Source organism: Streptomyces sp. NPDC001532, from assembly GCF_040298625.1.
Taxonomy (GTDB): Bacteria; Actinomycetota; Actinomycetes; order Streptomycetales; family Streptomycetaceae; genus Streptomyces.
Genome location: NZ_JBEPAL010000039.1, coordinates 1 through 14,345 on the forward strand (window position 1 = coordinate 1; position 14,345 = coordinate 14,345).

15 protein-coding genes are annotated in these 14,345 nt (G+C 72.1%); 9 read left to right on the forward strand and 6 right to left on the reverse strand.

Annotated elements, in window-relative coordinates; translation table 11 throughout:
* Positions 1-92: 92 nt before the first annotated feature.
* Both ABT232_RS29085 and ABT232_RS29090 read left to right on the forward strand, forming a co-directional pair.
* A complete protein-coding gene (locus tag ABT232_RS29085; protein ID WP_502975491.1) occupies positions 93-1,100 on the forward strand; it encodes a hypothetical protein in 1,008 nt (335 codons plus the stop codon).
* Between the two features lie 181 nt (positions 1,101-1,281).
* On the forward strand, positions 1,282-2,157 hold the full coding sequence (locus ABT232_RS29090) for an alpha/beta fold hydrolase (RefSeq protein ID WP_351845212.1): 876 nt from the start codon (positions 1,282-1,284) through the stop codon (positions 2,155-2,157).
* A 96-nt stretch (positions 2,158-2,253) separates the two neighbouring features.
* On the opposite strand, the gene ABT232_RS29095 is transcribed toward ABT232_RS29090, so the two are convergent.
* Positions 2,254-3,159, reverse strand: a complete 906-nt coding sequence (locus ABT232_RS29095) for an NYN domain-containing protein (protein WP_351845346.1) — start codon at positions 3,157-3,159, stop codon at positions 2,254-2,256.
* Positions 3,160-3,384: 225 nt separating this feature from the next.
* On the opposite strand from ABT232_RS29095, the gene ABT232_RS29100 reads away from it, so the two are divergent.
* A complete protein-coding gene (locus ABT232_RS29100) occupies positions 3,385-3,537 on the forward strand; it encodes a DUF8834 family protein (protein ID WP_166002179.1) in 153 nt (50 codons plus the stop codon).
* A gap of 80 nt (positions 3,538-3,617) precedes the next feature.
* Here the strand turns inward: ABT232_RS29100 and ABT232_RS29105 are convergent, their stop codons facing one another.
* The 3 genes from ABT232_RS29105 to ABT232_RS29115 form a co-directional block, all read right to left on the reverse strand.
* Positions 3,618-4,223: a MarC family protein gene (locus ABT232_RS29105; protein WP_351845214.1), complete on the reverse strand. Its 606-nt coding sequence runs from the start codon at positions 4,221-4,223 to the stop codon at positions 3,618-3,620.
* 73 nt (positions 4,224-4,296) lie between these two features.
* The gene (locus tag ABT232_RS29110) at positions 4,297-5,157 is read right to left on the reverse strand and encodes a PHP domain-containing protein (RefSeq protein WP_351845216.1); all 861 of its coding nucleotides are present in this window, start codon (positions 5,155-5,157) and stop codon (positions 4,297-4,299) included.
* 251 nt (positions 5,158-5,408) lie between these two features.
* On the reverse strand, positions 5,409-6,050 hold the full coding sequence (locus ABT232_RS29115) for a DUF6758 family protein (RefSeq protein ID WP_351845218.1): 642 nt from the start codon (positions 6,048-6,050) through the stop codon (positions 5,409-5,411).
* A gap of 170 nt (positions 6,051-6,220) precedes the next feature.
* Here ABT232_RS29115 and ABT232_RS29120 point away from each other — a divergent pair, with 170 nt between their 5' ends.
* Positions 6,221-7,444 carry an MFS transporter gene (locus ABT232_RS29120; protein WP_351845220.1) on the forward strand — a complete coding sequence of 408 codons (1,224 nt, stop codon included), beginning with the start codon at positions 6,221-6,223 and terminating at the stop codon, positions 7,442-7,444.
* Positions 7,445-7,489: 45 nt separating this feature from the next.
* Here ABT232_RS29120 and ABT232_RS29125 read toward each other — a convergent pair whose 3' ends face one another.
* Entirely contained in the window at positions 7,490-8,086 is a 597-nt protein-coding gene (locus ABT232_RS29125; protein WP_351845222.1) for a suppressor of fused domain protein, read from the reverse strand.
* Positions 8,087-8,580: 494 nt separating this feature from the next.
* Between ABT232_RS29125 and ABT232_RS29130 the strand changes: the two genes are divergently transcribed.
* Both ABT232_RS29130 and ABT232_RS29135 read left to right on the forward strand, forming a co-directional pair.
* Positions 8,581-9,696 (forward strand): magnesium and cobalt transport protein CorA, encoded by a 1,116-nt coding sequence (locus ABT232_RS29130; protein ID WP_351845224.1) that lies wholly within the window; start codon positions 8,581-8,583, stop codon positions 9,694-9,696.
* Between the two features lie 72 nt (positions 9,697-9,768).
* The gene (locus ABT232_RS29135; protein ID WP_351845226.1) at positions 9,769-10,281 is read left to right on the forward strand and encodes a hypothetical protein; all 513 of its coding nucleotides are present in this window, start codon (positions 9,769-9,771) and stop codon (positions 10,279-10,281) included.
* A 40-nt stretch (positions 10,282-10,321) separates the two neighbouring features.
* On the opposite strand, the gene ABT232_RS29140 is transcribed toward ABT232_RS29135, so the two are convergent.
* A complete protein-coding gene (locus ABT232_RS29140) occupies positions 10,322-11,065 on the reverse strand; it encodes a hypothetical protein (RefSeq protein ID WP_351845228.1) in 744 nt (247 codons plus the stop codon).
* A 189-nt stretch (positions 11,066-11,254) separates the two neighbouring features.
* Here ABT232_RS29140 and ABT232_RS29145 point away from each other — a divergent pair, with 189 nt between their 5' ends.
* The 3 genes from ABT232_RS29145 to ABT232_RS29155 are packed head-to-tail and all read left to right on the forward strand — an operon-like array spanning position 11,255 to position 14,319.
* Positions 11,255-12,538, forward strand: coding sequence for a magnesium transporter MgtE N-terminal domain-containing protein (locus ABT232_RS29145; RefSeq protein ID WP_351845230.1), 1,284 nt, complete (start codon positions 11,255-11,257; stop codon positions 12,536-12,538).
* Positions 12,528-13,142, forward strand: a complete 615-nt coding sequence (locus ABT232_RS29150; protein WP_351845232.1) for a DUF1003 domain-containing protein — start codon at positions 12,528-12,530, stop codon at positions 13,140-13,142. Before ABT232_RS29145 ends, ABT232_RS29150 begins: the two co-directional genes overlap by 11 nt.
* A gap of 43 nt (positions 13,143-13,185) precedes the next feature.
* Positions 13,186-14,319 carry an Mrp/NBP35 family ATP-binding protein gene (locus ABT232_RS29155; RefSeq protein ID WP_351845234.1) on the forward strand — a complete coding sequence of 378 codons (1,134 nt, stop codon included), beginning with the start codon at positions 13,186-13,188 and terminating at the stop codon, positions 14,317-14,319.
* Positions 14,320-14,345 lie beyond the last annotated feature (26 nt).

Below are 14,345 nucleotides of genomic sequence, written 5' to 3' on the forward strand. Positions count from 1 at the left end.
CGCGCGCGGACACGGTGATGCCCGTGCGGGCGGTGAGCAGTTCCCCGGGCAGTGTCCGCCGGGACACGCCCTGACGTATCGTCAGGAAGTCCGTGGCGCCGCGCACCCCGCGCCGCCGTCGCCGCACCCGCAACGGAGCCCCGGCGCAGCCGGCGGCGACCGTCGAGGCGGTGGCTCCCGCCGCCGAGGCCGCGGTGACCACGGCCGAGGGTCCGGGCACGCTGGACGCGCCGGAGGCCCCGGCACAGCCGCGCCGCCGCCGTACCCGCCGGTCCGCCGAGACCGCGCCGGCCGTCGAGCAGACGGCCGCCGTGACGGCACCGGAGCCTGCCGAGGCCCCGGCCCCCGTCGAGACCGTCGTCGAGGCCGCCGTCGTCGAGGCGCCGGAGGCCAAGCCGCGCCGCACCCGCAAGACCGCCGCCCCGGCGGAGACCGCGGTCGACACGGCCGAGGCCACCGAAACCAAGCCGAGGACCCGTCGTACCCGTAAGGCCGCCGAGCCGGTGGAGGCCGCGGAGGTCGCCGCTGTGGACACGGCACAGACGGCCGAGACGGTCGAGACGGTCGAGGCCAAGCCGAGGACCCGTCGTACCCGTAAGGCCGCCGAGCCGGTGGAGGCCGCCGAGGTCACCGCCGTGGACACGGCCGAGGGCGCGGAGGCGAAGCCGAAGGCCCGCCGTACCCGGAAGACCGCCGAGGCCCCCGCCACCACGGAGGCCCCGGAGGCCGAGGCCAAGCCGCGCCGCACCCGCAAGACCGCGGCGAGCGCGACCGCCCCGGCGGCCACGGCGGAAGCCGCGGTCGACACCGCCGAGGGCACCGAGGCCAAGCCGAAGGCCCGCCGTACCCGGAAGACCGCCGAGGCCCCCGCCATCACGGACGCCCCGGAGGCCGAGGCCAAGCCGAAGCGCACCCGCAAGACCGCGGCGAGCGCGACGGCCGAGATCCCGGCACAGGCCGCCGACGAGCCGGAGGCCAAGCCGCGCCGCACCCGTAAGGCGACGGTCCCGGCCGCCGCCACCGCGGAGGCGACGGAGGCCAAGCCGAGGGTCCGCCGCACCCGCAAGGCCACGGCCGCCGCGGAGCCCGCGGACAGCTGACCGCACCTGCCGTACGAGGGCCCGGCCCACCACATGTGGGCCGGGCCGTCGGCGTTCCCGCCCCCATGCACCCCACGCACCGGGCCCCCAGCGCACCCCCACACCTCCCCGAACGCCCCCGCACGCCCCCACCCACCCCGGGCCCCACCGCCCCACCGCCCCGCCCCGCTACCCTCCCCCCGTGACCACCCCCACCCCCCTCGCCCCTCCCCCGGGCGCCCGTTCCTATCCCCTGCGGACCGCCCGCGGTGACTTCGCCGTGGTGGACGTGCCCGTGGCTCCCGGTGTGGCGCAGCGCGGTGTCGCGCTGCTGCTGCCGGGGTTCACCGGCAGCAAGGAGGACTTCCATCTGATGCACGAGCCGCTGGCCGTGCGCGGGTACCGGACGATCGCCGTGGACGGGCGCGGGCAGTACGAGTCGAAGGGGCCGTCGGACGACGAATCGGCTTACCAACAGGCCGAGTTGGCGCAGGACGTCCTGGCTCAGACCGAGGCCCTCGGCACGCCGGTGCATCTCCTCGGCCACTCGCTCGGCGGGCAGATCGCCCGCGCTGCCGTCCTCCGCGACCGCTCCCCCTTCGTGTCGCTCACCCTGGTCTCCTCGGGCCCGGCCGAGATCTCGGAGTCGCAGCGGCAGCGGGTGCGATTGCTGCGGGACGCGCTGGCGGTGATGACGATGGCCGAGGTGTGGGAGGCGATCCTGGCCATGGGCGCACCGGAGGACGTCGGCGGTCCGGCGCGTGGTCTGGGCGGTCCGGAGCAGCTGCGCCGCCGCTGGCTGGGCCACTCACCCGCCCAGCTGACGGCCACGGGCGGGCAGTTGTGCGCCGAGCCGGACCGGGTCGGCGAGCTTGCGGCCGTACGGCTGCCGTGCCATGTGCTGTCCGGTGTCCGGGACGGCACCTGGCCGGTGCCGCTGCTGGACGGGATGGCGCTGCGGCTGGGCGCGCATCGCACGGTCGTGACGGGTGCGGAGCACTCCCCGAACCTGGACCGCCCGCTGCCGACGGCCCGCGCGGTGGCCGACTTCTGGGACCGGCACCCGGCCGGCCAGTGAGCCGCAGCGACTCCCGCCACTACCGCCACCACCAGTCACCAGCCACCAGTCCCACCGCAGCCTGCCCTCGTGGCCGCCCCGGCCGCGGCACGCCCGCTAGTACTGCGTCTGGAGGTGCACCCAGAAGCCGTCGCGCAGCGCCCGCCGCAGGTCCGCCTGCCCGCGCAGGGAGTACTGGAGGATGCCCTCCGCCTCGACCAGCAGGTCCTGGTCGACCGAGCCGGGCAGGTAGGGGTGTCCGGGCAGCAGCTCGACCAGGGCCTCACGGCCTCGCGCGGCCAGCCACTTCGCGGCGATCTGGGCGCCGACGAAGCGCACGTCCTCCCGGGTGGGGCGGGCGGCGCCGGCGGTGTCGAAGGCGGCGGCGGTGCGCCGGGAGACGTACGGCTTGAAGAAGTCCAGGTCGAGGGTGCGCTGGCTGTCGACCTCCCAGAGCAGCGGCTCCGCCTGGTTGCGGCCCTCGGGTGCCTCGATGCCCCACAGGTGCACCCGCGCGCCGTAGCCCTGCGCCGCCTCGACGGCGGAGACCAGGTCCTCGTCGCCGCCGAGCAGGGCGGCGTCGCTGATCGCCCGGTGCCGGGCCAGGGACTCCAGGTCGGTCCGGATCAGGGAGTCGACGCCCTTCTGCTGGTTGTTGGCGTTGAGGTTGCCGAGCCGGACCTTGACGTCGGGCAGCTCGGCGATGGTCTGCTGCTCGGCGGTGTGGATCCGGCGTCGGGCGCCGTCGTACCAGTAGACGCGCAGCAGCCGGCTGTCGGCGAAGACGGTGCGGGCCCGGTCGATGAGGGCGTCGATCAGCCCTTCGGCGTCCAGGTCGAAGGCCCGCCGGTCCTCGGTGCCGGCGACCAGGCGTCCCGCCGCCGCGTAGAGGTACCCGGCGTCGACGAAGATCGCGTGGGTCGAGGGCGTCTTCGCCACCTCGGCGAGCATGCGCTGGAGCAGCTCGTTCGTTCGGTCGAGGCGGGCGGCCAGGGCCGCCAGGTCGTCGTTCATCGCCTCCATTGTCCCGGTCGTCACGCTGCGAACACAACCGGTCCCGGTCGGTCCCGGAATGATCACCCACTTGCTTACGCGTCAGTAATTAGTCGTTCGAAAAATTTCTTTAGCGTAGGGAATGTTTGTAACAGACATCGCGTTGCATAGGTACGGAACACGGGGCACTGTCGCCCCATGCGCCCTCCACCAGTAGTTCTCCTCAGGGAGGATGACCAGACGAAGGGAGAAGCCATGCGCTTCGAGATTCTGCGACTCGACGACGTCGACGGCACGCCCGTGGACACCACCGTCGTGGACGCCGCCTCCGTCAACCGGATCGTTCAGCAGGCCGCCGCGATCGGCCAGCGCCTGTGGATCCGCCCGGCCGACACCCCGGCCTCATAACGCGGACCTCGCACACACGCTTCGAAGCCCCCGCCCCGGCAGCGCCGGACGGGGGCTTCCTCATACTCGACTCGCCCTGCTCAACTCGCCTGGATCACCTGGGTGACACCGTTGATGATCTGCTGCACGGCGATCGCGGACAGCATCATGCCCGCGAGCCTGGTCACCAGGACCACACCGCCGTCCTTGATGACCCGGATGATCAGCAGCGAGTAACGCATCACCAGCCACAGCACGACATGGATGGCGAGGATCGCCGACCACACCGACACCTGCATGCCGACGCTGTCGGCCTTCTGCACGGCGAGGATGACGGAGACGATCGCACCCGGACCCGCCAGCAGCGGCATGCCCAGCGGCACCAGGGCGACGTTGACGTCCTTGGTCTGCTTGGGCTCGTCGGTCTTGCCGGTGAGCAGGTCGAGCGCGATGAGCAGGAGCAGCAGTCCACCGGCGATCATCAGGGCCGGCACGGACACATGCAGGTAGTCGAGGATCTGGTGGCCGAGGAGACCGAAGACGGTGATCACACCGCCGGCGACACAGACGGCCTGGAAGGCCATCCGCTTCTGCACCTTGGCGGGCCGCCCGGCCGTCAGGGCGAGGAAGATCGGGGTGATCCCAGGGGGATCCATGATGACAAAAAGAGTGAGGAACAGGGAGCCGAAGACGGCGATGTCGAACATGGGGGAGCTACGAGCCTTGCGCTGAAAGAAGGAAGTACGGGCGTGAGCGGGGAACGGGGAGCGGGACGCTCCCTCAGATCGCTCCGCCGGTCCCCGGCACCGGGAACGCCCCGGTCGCCCGCCGGGTGATCTCCCCGTAGACCTCGGGGTCGGTGGTGTACTCGCCGAGCACACAGGTCTTGCGGCTGCCGTGGTAGTCGCTGGAGCCGGTGACCAGCAGTCCCAGCTCCTTCGCCAGGCCGCGCAGCCGCGCCCGGGTGTCCGGGTCGTGGTCCATGTGGTCGACCTCGATGCCGTCGAGGCCGGCGGCGGCCATCTCGGCGATCGCGGACTCCGGGACCGTACGACCGCGCTTGGCGGCCGCGGGATGGGCGAACACCGCGACGCCGCCCGCGCCCTTGATCAGCCGGATGGCCTCGAAGGGGTCGGTCTCGTGCTTCTCGACGAAGGCCCGGCCGCCGTCGGCCAGCCACTCCTGGGTGAACGCGTCGCCCACGGTCGGTACGACGCCCAGTTCGACCAGCGCGGAGGCGACGTGCGGCCGCCCCACGGAACCGTCCCCGGCGATCCGCGCCACCTGCTCCCAGGTGACCGGCACGCCCAGCTGGTTCAGCCGGGAGACCATGCCCTTGGCCCGGGGCACCCGGTCGTCGCGCACCAGCTCACGCTCGGCGAGCAGTGCGGGCTCCTCGGGATCGAAGAGGTAGGCCAGCATGTGCATGCTGACGCCGTCGATCCGGCAGGACAGCTCGGCGCCGGTGACCAGGGTCAGCCCCTCGGGCAGCGCGGCGATCGCCTCGGCGTACCCGCGGGTGGTGTCGTGGTCCGTCAGCGCGACGACGTCCAGCTTGGCCGCGGCGGCGTTGCGCACCAGCTCAGCGGGGGTGTCCGTGCCGTCGGAAGCGGTGGAGTGGCTGTGCAGGTCTATGCGCACGACGCGGACTCCAGGCGGTGACGGTACGGAAGGGGACACCCAAGGATAGCCTCAACCGACACCCCGATGTCACACCCGCTCCCGGCATGCGCCCTTTACACCCGGGTAACGCCACCGCCCCCTGAAGGCCACCGACGGCCACCTCAGGACACCTACGGACACCTACGGACACCGGCAACCCGCCAGGATGTCGGCGGCCCCTCAGCGCCGCACCGGCCCCTCACCGCCGCACCGCCCTCAGCTCCGCACCGTCACGGCGAGAGCAGGCGCGGCGACAGCGCCCCGCAGGGCACCAGCTCCATCTCCGCCCCCGCGTCCCGCAGATCCGTCAGCACCAGCTCGTCGTACATCAGCAGCCCCGACTGCTCGGGCCAGACCACGGCCCACAGCCACAGCCCCCGCGCCTCGCCCGCGAACACCGCGCGGTCGTCGGGGGTGCCGGAGACGTGCCAGAGCGGGGTGGGACGGCCGGCGGCGAGGACCTTCGCCTGCGGCGGCTTCTCGACGTTCACATACGGCCCCGGGTCCGGCCCGTCGACACCGGCGTACCGCGCGCCGAGTCCGACGCCGAGCTCCTCGGCCACCAGCACGAGTTCACCGACCCCGCCGAGCGGACTGGGCCCCGAGCAGGCCAGCGCGGTGGCGCGGCCGCCACTGCGGTCGTCACCCGCGCAGAGCACACCCGTGTAGAGCCAGCCGATCGGCAGCGGCCACGGCATCCAGACCGGCACCTGCGCCCGACGCACCGCGACGGCGAGGGCGTCGACGCTGGGCGGGACCACGGGCTGCAGCGGATAGACCGCGCCATGGACATCGCACTGCCAGGAGTCGGCAAAGAGACCGGGCGCCCTGACCCGGCCACCGCACTTCGGGCAACTGGGTTCGCCCCTCATAGAGCCCCACGGTCCTACCCCCGCTCCGTCACGTCAAGGACGATCACCCGTCCGGACGGAACGCCGCACGCGGAAACATAGATGTATGTTGCATTTATTAGTCGCTCTAACTTACCGTGTGCATACACCAACCATCTCCTCGTCGGACGTCGTCCGGATCCGGAGCGACCATGGACCCCATCGACGCGGGAGCGGGCAGCCTCCTGCGGCAGCCGAAGGCCGTCTGGGCCACCGCCGGCGCATCCGTCGTCGCCTTCATGGGCATCGGACTCGTCGACCCGATCCTGCCGTCCATCGCCGAGGGCCTCGACGCCACCGCCGGCCAGGTCTCCCTGCTCTTCACCTCGTACTTCCTGATCACCGCCGTCGCGATGCTGCTCACCGGATACGTCTCCAGCCGGATCGGCGGCCGCAGGACCCTGCTGCTCGGCCTCGCGCTGGTCGTGGTCTTCGCCGGCCTGTCCGGCACCTCCGGCTCGGTGGGCGAACTCGTCGGCTTCCGGGCCGGCTGGGGCCTCGGCAACGCGCTCTTCGTCTCGACGGCCCTCGCGGTCATCGTCGGCGCGGCGGCCGGCGGCAGCGCGGCGGCGATCCTGCTGTACGAGTCCGCGCTCGGCCTCGGCATGGCGTGCGGCCCGCTGCTCGGCGCCCTGCTCGGCGACGCCAGCTGGCGCTACCCGTTCTTCGGCACCGCGTTCCTGATGGCGGTCGGCTTCCTGTGCATCACCGCGTTCCTGAAGGAACAGCCGAAGCCGGCCCGCAGGACCGCGCTGCTCGACCCGATCCGGGCGCTCGGCCACGGCGGCCTCGCCACGGCGGCCGTCTCGGCGTTCTTCTACAACTACACGTTCTTCACCGTGCTGGCCTTCACCCCCTTCGTGCTGGACATGACGCCGTACAAGTCGGGTGCCGTGTTCTTCGCCTGGGGTGTGCTGCTCGCGGTCTTCTCGGTGATCGTGGCGCCCCGGATGCAAAAGCGCCTCGGTTCGCTGAAGGTGCTCGGCGGCTCCCTGGTGCTGCTCGCCGCCGACGTCCTCGTGCTCGGCTACGGCGACCACACCACGGCCGTCGTCTGCACGATCCTGTCGGGCGCCTTCATCGGAGTGAACAACACCGTCTACACCGAGCTGGCGCTCGGCGTGTCGAACGCGCCGCGCCCGGTGGCGAGCGCGGGCTACAACTTCGTCCGCTGGTTCGCGGCGGCGGCCGCTCCCTACTTCGCACCGAAGATCGAGGAGTGGACCGACGTCCACATCCCGTTCGTGGTCGCCGCGGTCACGGCGGTGGCGGGCGCGGCGGTGGTCGCCGTACGGCGCAAGGCCCTCGGCCACGAGGCGGAGGAGCTTCAGCCGCGGCACGCCACGGAGGACGGGGTCGGGGTCTTCGCCGACTGAACCCTCGTCACCCGAGGCCCACGGGGCGGAGGTTGGTGAGATCCGTCACCCGAGCGGGACGGAGGTGCGCAGCGGATCCCGCAGGTCCGTCCCGTGCGTGAGCCAGCGCTCCTGGAGGGCCTGGGCGCCGTGCACCCGCTTCCAGGCGGCCTCGTTGGGCGTCATCGGCAACAGCGGCAGGAACCGCACCGGGTCCATCGGCGCGTCCAGCTCCAGGTCCTCGACCAGGCCGCCCGGCTCGGCGACCAGCACCGAGGTGAACGTGGCGCCGGGCCACAGCGGCTCGCCCACGTCCAGCGAGGCGCCCGGGGCCACGACCACGCCCTCGACCTGCGGGGACGCGGCGAGCACGGCGAGCGGGCGGAGCACCTTGCCGGTGTCGGCCAGCCCGGCGCGCACGGACAGCACCAGCTCGACGCGGGGTCCCTTGACCGGGTCGGCGAGCATCGCGGTGGGGTCCGTCATGGGCTGGGCGGACATGCCGAGGGTGGCGTAGCGGACGATGGCTCCTTCGGGGCCGGAGGCCTGGAAGCGCAGCACCTCGATGCGGTCCGTGCCGAGGAAGGTGACGGCGGCGCGGGCGTCGGGCTCGCCGAGCGCGGTACGCAACCGGGCCTCGACCAAAGGAAGAACATCAGCCATGCGGCGAGCATAGAACTCGTCAGGTACGGGCAAAGCAGCGCCTTGACACTTCGACCGGCTGATACTCTTGGCCGGTGGTCGGGCAGCACGCAGAAGCGTCGCGGTCTAAGTCCCGACGCCACGGGAACCCTTAAGAGGGTTGGGATCGTCCCTCACCAGGGACCGGCCGGAGGAGGTGGGGCTGTCATGGATCGAAGTCGACCGTGCAGTACCACCGGTTCTTCCGGCTACTGACGCAGCTCTGGCTCTAGCTGGCGGCCGCCTCTCGCGTGCGCGTCTTCATCCGGAAGAGCACTTCGTTTCGCCTCATCTGATTTGTCTGATCTGTCTGGTCTGCATCAGCAGCTGACTCAGTGACGAAGCTCGCCACCGCAACGGTGCGGTGCTCCCCGCTTTGTGGACGTGCCAAACATCCGCAGTCAGGACGTCCCCATTCCGGGTAGTTCCACCCGTTGCCGGCGGTCATTCGTTGCCCGTTGCGAAGGAGCCTGCCCATGTCGATGATTCGCGACCTGCGCGCCGCCGTGCGTCCGTCCCGTCCCGCGCTGCGCAAGGACACCGGCACCTACGACACCACCCGTGACCCGGCGACCGCCTCCGCCGTCGTCGACTGCGCCGTCTACCGCGACGGCGCCCGGGTGCCGACCGCCCGGCCGCTGACGCCGCAGGAGGCGATGCGCCAGGTGCGCCGCGACGGCGGCTTCGTCTGGATCGGGCTGCACGAGCCGACCGAGGCCGAATTCGCCGGGATCGCCAGCGAGTTCGGGCTGCACCCGCTGGCCGTGGAGGACGCGGTCCAGGCCCACCAGCGGCCCAAGCTGGAGCGCTACGACGACTCCCTCTTCACCGTCTTCAAGACCATCCACTACGTCGAGCACGACGAACTCACCGCCAACAGCGAGGTCGTCGAGACCGGCGAGGTCATGTGCTTCACCGGCCAGGACTTCTTCATCACCGTCCGGCACGGCGGCCAGGGCTCGCTGCGCGGACTGCGGCACCGCCTCCAGGACGACCCCGAACTGCTGGCGAAGGGCCCCTCGGCCGTGCTGCACGCCATCGCCGACCATGTCGTCGACGGTTACCTCGCGGTCGCCCACGCCGTGCAGGACGACATCGACGAGGTGGAGACCGAGGTGTTCTCGCCGGGCCGCAAGGGCACCCCGCGCGGCACCGACGCCGGCCGGATCTACCAACTCAAGCGCGAGGTGCTGGAGTTCAAGCGGGCCGTGGCGCCGCTGGTGCGGCCGCTGCAACTGCTCAGCGAGCGGCCCATGCGGCTGATCGACCCGGACATCCAGAAGTACTTCCGGGACGTCGCCGACCACCTGGTCCGCGTGCAGGAGCAGGTCATGGGCTTCGACGAACTGCTGAACTCCATCCTCCAGGCCAACCTCGCGCAGGCGTCCGTGGCCCAGAACGAGGACATGCGCAAGATCACCTCCTGGGCGGCGATCATCGCCGTGCCGACCATGGTGTGCGGGGTGTACGGCATGAACTTCGACCACATGCCCGAACTGCGCTGGCGGTTCGGCTACCCGATGGTCCTCGGCATCACCGCGGTGATCTGTCTCGGCATCCACCGCACCCTGAAGCGCAACGGCTGGCTCTGAGCCGCCTCCGGGCGCCCTGGGCCGTCCGGAGCGGCCCCACCTGCTCCGGTCCGGCCTGGATAGGCTGGGCCCATGACAACCGAGCTGCTCGACCGGGCCCTCGTCGAGGAGGCCACCAAGAAGTCCGGCCTCGTCTGGGTCAAGGGGCCCGGCGTCCCCGCCCGTGCGCTCTGGCACGCCTGGCAGGACGGCGCCGCCTGTGTGGTCGGCGACGGACCGGGCGAGCAGCCGCTGCCCGGACTGGCCGACGGCGTCACGGCCGAGGTGACGGTGCGCAGCAAGGACAAGGGCGGCCGGGTGGTCGTATGGACCGCCACGGTGGCCGAACTGGCGCCGGGCTCCGAGGCGTGGGAGGCCGCGGTCGCCGAGCTGAAGGGCAAGCGGCTGAACGCGCCCGACGGCGAGGCGATGCCGGAGCGCTGGCGCCGTGAGTGCCGGGTGCTGCGGCTGGAGCCGACCGGCACGACCCTGCCGCTGCCGGCGGAGTCCCTCGCCGAGGCCCCGCTGCCCAGCCCGGCGACCACCCGCCGCCCGATCCCGGCGGCCCTGCCGCGGCTGCTGCTGAAGCGACGCAAGCGCAAGTGACCACAGCCGCGGATCGGCCACCGCGGCCTCGGACGCGCCGCTACGACGTCGGCAGCTGCTTGCCGTAGTCCACCGTCTCGCTCTTCTTCGGCTCGGACAGGGCGAAGTCCTCGCCCCAGGACGAGAAGGTCAGCGTGCCCGCGCCGCCGCCGCGGACCAGGCGCAGCGGGTACGGCTTGCCCTCCAGGGAGACGTCGAGGGTGCCGCCGGAACCCTTGTCGCCGGAGATGCGGATGGTGCGTATGCCCGCCTGCTCGTGGTGGCCGTCGGTCGCCAGCGTGCCGTGCAGGGTGAGCAGGCCGTCGAGCAGTACGTCCTTGTCGGTGAAGCCGCTGAACCGCTGGTAGGAGGGGTCGCCCTCGGGCACCTTGACGTACTTGTCGTCGAGCTTGTCCGCGGCGGCCGCGTCGCCCTCGCCGCCCTCGGGGTTCCAGAACGCCGTGTCCGCCTTCAGATACAGCTCCTCGCCGACCCGCAGCAGCTGGAACGCCGCGCCGTCGGCGGTGACCGAGCCGGTGCCGCCGTCGGCCTTCAGCCGCATGTCGAGCTTGTAAGTGCGCCCGCTGGTGACCACGGTCCCGGACAGCCGTACCGCCGCGGCGGACTCCGCGGCCGCCCGGGTCTTCGTCTGGATCTTCTCGGGGGCCAGCCTGCCCACGCCGTTGGTGCCCGCGTCCGGGTCCTCGCCACCGCATCCCGTCAGCCCCACGCCTGTCACCACCAGCGCGCACAGCGCGCTCATCAGCGTGGCCCGGCGGGTACGGCCCTGGGGGATCGCAGTCACAGGTGGGGCTGCCTTTCTGACGGGGGTCCGGTCGGCGTACCGCAGAGTACCGGGGCCCGCGGGGGGCGGCTGAGCCAGACCGTCCGGACCGCTCACCAGGGCGTATCCGACCGGGACGGGCTAGCCTGAAGGCCACCCGAACGGGCAACCCGGACAACACACGCGCTCCGGAATCGAAAGGTGCGGAACATGGCAGCGGGCGCCCCCCGGATCTTCGTCTCGCACCTCGCCGGCGTCGCCGTCTTCGACCCCACCGGCGACCAGGTCGGGCGGGTGCGCGACCTCGTCGTGATGCTGCGCGTCGCCCGGCGTCCTCCCCGGGTGCTCGGACTGGTCGTGGAACTGGCCACCCGCCGCCGGATCTTCCTGCCCATGACCCGGGTGACCGGCATCGAGTCCGGCCAGGTCATCACCACCGGTGTGCTCAACGTCCGCCGCTTCGAGCAGCGGCCCACCGAACGGCTGGTCTTCGGCGAGCTGCTGGACCGGCGCGTCACGCTGGTGGAGAGCGACGAGGAGGTGACCGTACTCGACCTGTCGGTGCAGCAGCTCCCGGCCCGCCGCGACTGGGAGATCGACCGGGTGTTCGTACGGAAGGGCCGCAAGGGCAGTGCCTTCCGCCGGGCCAAGGGCGAGACGCTGACCGTCGAGTGGTCGGCGGTCACCGGTTTCTCGATGGAGGAGCACGGGCAGGGCGCCGAGAACCTGCTGGCCACCTTCGAGCAGCTGCGCCCCGCCGACCTGGCCAACGTGCTGCACCACCTCTCCCCCAAGCGGCGCGCCGAGGTCGCCGCCGCGCTGGACGACGACCGGCTGGCCGACGTCCTGGAGGAGCTGCCGGAGGACGACCAGATCGAGATCCTCGGCAAGCTGAAGGAGGAGCGCGCCGCCGACGTCCTGGAGGCGATGGACCCGGACGACGCGGCCGACCTGCTGTCGGAGCTGCCGACCGAGGAACAGGAGCGGCTGCTGAGCCTGATGGAGCCCGCCGACGCGGCCGACATGCGGCGGCTGATGTCGTACGAGGAGCACACCGCCGGCGGTCTGATGACGACCGAGCCGATCGTGCTGCGCCCGGACGCCACCGTCGCCGACGCCCTCGCCCGCGTCCGCAACCCCGACCTCTCCCCCGCCCTCGCCGCCCAGGTCTACGTCTGCCGCCCGCCCGACGAGACACCGACCGGCAAGTACCTGGGCACCGTGCACTTCCAGCGGCTGCTGCGCGACCCGCCGTACACGCTGGTCAGCTCGCTCGTCGACGACGCCCTCCAGGCGCTCGCGCCGGACGCCGCGCTGCCGGTGGTCGCCGGGTTCTTCGCGACGTACGACATGGTCGCGGCGCCCGTGGTGGACGAGTCGGGCTCGCTGCTCGGCGCGGTCACCGTGGACGACGTGCTGGACCACATGCTGCCGGAGGACTGGCGCGAGACCGAGTTCCACCTGGACGAGGGGGCGGCCGCCCATGGCTCCTGAGCGGGAGACGACCCGGGAGACCGCCCGCGAGCGCGTGCCCGCCGGGGCCACCGCGACCAGCCGGCCCCGCGCCCGGCTGGACCAGCCGCGCCCGCCGCGGCCGCGGATCCTGCCCGAATGGGACCCGGAGGCCTTCGGGCGGCTCTCGGAGCGCATCGCGCGCTTCCTCGGCACCGGCAGGTTCATCGTCTGGATGACGGTGGTGATCATCCTGTGGGTGCTGTGGAACGTGTCCGCGCCGCGGGATCTGCGGTTCGACCAGTACCCGTTCATCTTCCTGACCCTGATGCTGTCGCTCCAGGCCTCCTACGCCGCCCCGCTGATCCTGCTCGCGCAGAACCGGCAGGACGACCGCGACCGGGTCAACCTCGAACAGGACCGCAAGCAGAACGAGCGGTCGATCGCGGACACCGAGTACCTGACCCGGGAGATCGCGGCCCTGCGGATCGGCCTGGGCGAGGTGGCGACCCGTGACTGGATCCGCTCGGAGCTCCAGGACCTGGTGAGGGAGCTGGAGGAGCGGGCCGAGGCGCACCAGGGGAAGGACGGCCACCGCGTATTCCCGGCGGATCGGTCGCCCGGACGTGACGTAGACGACCGCTGACGGGCATCCCGGGGCCCCTGTGCGGCGCCGTACCATCGTCACTATGGCTACGGAAGACGCGGTGCGCGAAGCACTGGCGACGGTGAACGACCCCGAGATCAACCGCCCCATCACCGAACTCGGGATGGTCAAGTCGGTGGACATCGGGGCGGACGGAGCGGTCGCCGTCACCGTGTACCTGACGGTCTCGGGCTGCCCGATGCGCGACACGATCACCCAGCGCGTCACCGAGGCGGTCTCCCGCGTCGAGGGCGTCACCCGCGTCGACGTCACGCTGGACGTGATGAGCGACGAGCAGCGCAAGGAGCTGGCGACCGCGCTGCGCGGCGGCCAGACCGAGCGCGAGGTGCCCTTCGCCAAGCCCGGCTCCCTGACCCGGGTGTACGCGGTGGCCTCCGGCAAGGGCGGCGTCGGCAAGTCGTCGGTGACGGTGAACCTGGCGGCCGCGATGGCGGCGGACGGCCTGAAGGTCGGTGTCGTCGACGCCGACATCTACGGCCACTCCGTGCCCCGCATGCTGGGCGCCGACGGCCGTCCCACCCAGGTCGAGAACATGATCATGCCGCCGTCGGCGAACGGCGTGAAGGTCATCTCCATCGGCATGTTCACCCCGGGCAACGCCCCCGTCGTCTGGCGCGGCCCCATGCTCCACCGCGCCCTCCAGCAGTTCCTGGCGGACGTGTACTGGGGCGACCTCGACGTGCTGCTCCTGGACCTGCCGCCCGGCACCGGCGACATCGCCATCTCCGTGGCCCAGTTGGTGCCGAACGCCGAGATCCTGGTCGTGACGACCCCGCAGCAGGCGGCCGCCGAGGTGGCCGAGCGGGCCGGTTCCATCGCCGTCCAGACCCACCAGAAGATCGTCGGCGTGGTCGAGAACATGTCCGGCCTGCCCTGCCCGCACTGCGGCGAGATGGTCGACGTCTTCGGCACCGGCGGCGGCCAGCTCGTCGCCGACGGCCTCACCCGCACCACCGGCACCAATGTCCCGGTACTCGGCTCCATCCCGATCGACGTCCGCCTCCGCGAGGGCGGCGACGAGGGCAAGCCGGTCGTCCTGACCGACCCCGCCTCCCCGGCCGGCGCCGCCCTGCGCGCCATCGCCGGCAAGCTGGGCGGGCGCCAGCGCGGCCTGTCGGGGCTGTCGCTGGGCATCACCCCGAAGAACAAGTTCTAGCCCGCGAGCGAGGCCGCGGCGCGCTC

Coding starts and splice junctions, on each gene's coding strand:
- ABT232_RS29115 (WP_351845218.1), bottom strand. CDS start 6,050: ATGAGGGGCGAACCCAGTTGCCCGAAGTGCGGTGGCCGGGTCAGGGCG.
- ABT232_RS29120 (WP_351845220.1), top strand. CDS start 6,221: ATGGACCCCATCGACGCGGGAGCGGGCAGCCTCCTGCGGCAGCCGAAG.
- ABT232_RS29145 (WP_351845230.1), top strand. CDS start 11,255: ATGGCAGCGGGCGCCCCCCGGATCTTCGTCTCGCACCTCGCCGGCGTC.
- ABT232_RS29135 (WP_351845226.1), top strand. CDS start 9,769: ATGACAACCGAGCTGCTCGACCGGGCCCTCGTCGAGGAGGCCACCAAG.
- ABT232_RS29100 (WP_166002179.1), top strand. CDS start 3,385: ATGCGCTTCGAGATTCTGCGACTCGACGACGTCGACGGCACGCCCGTG.
- ABT232_RS29150 (WP_351845232.1), top strand. CDS start 12,528: ATGGCTCCTGAGCGGGAGACGACCCGGGAGACCGCCCGCGAGCGCGTG.
- ABT232_RS29130 (WP_351845224.1), top strand. CDS start 8,581: ATGTCGATGATTCGCGACCTGCGCGCCGCCGTGCGTCCGTCCCGTCCC.
- ABT232_RS29155 (WP_351845234.1), top strand. CDS start 13,186: ATGGCTACGGAAGACGCGGTGCGCGAAGCACTGGCGACGGTGAACGAC.
- ABT232_RS29095 (WP_351845346.1), bottom strand. CDS start 3,159: ATGGAGGCGATGAACGACGACCTGGCGGCCCTGGCCGCCCGCCTCGAC.
- ABT232_RS29105 (WP_351845214.1), bottom strand. CDS start 4,223: ATGTTCGACATCGCCGTCTTCGGCTCCCTGTTCCTCACTCTTTTTGTC.
- ABT232_RS29125 (WP_351845222.1), bottom strand. CDS start 8,086: ATGGCTGATGTTCTTCCTTTGGTCGAGGCCCGGTTGCGTACCGCGCTC.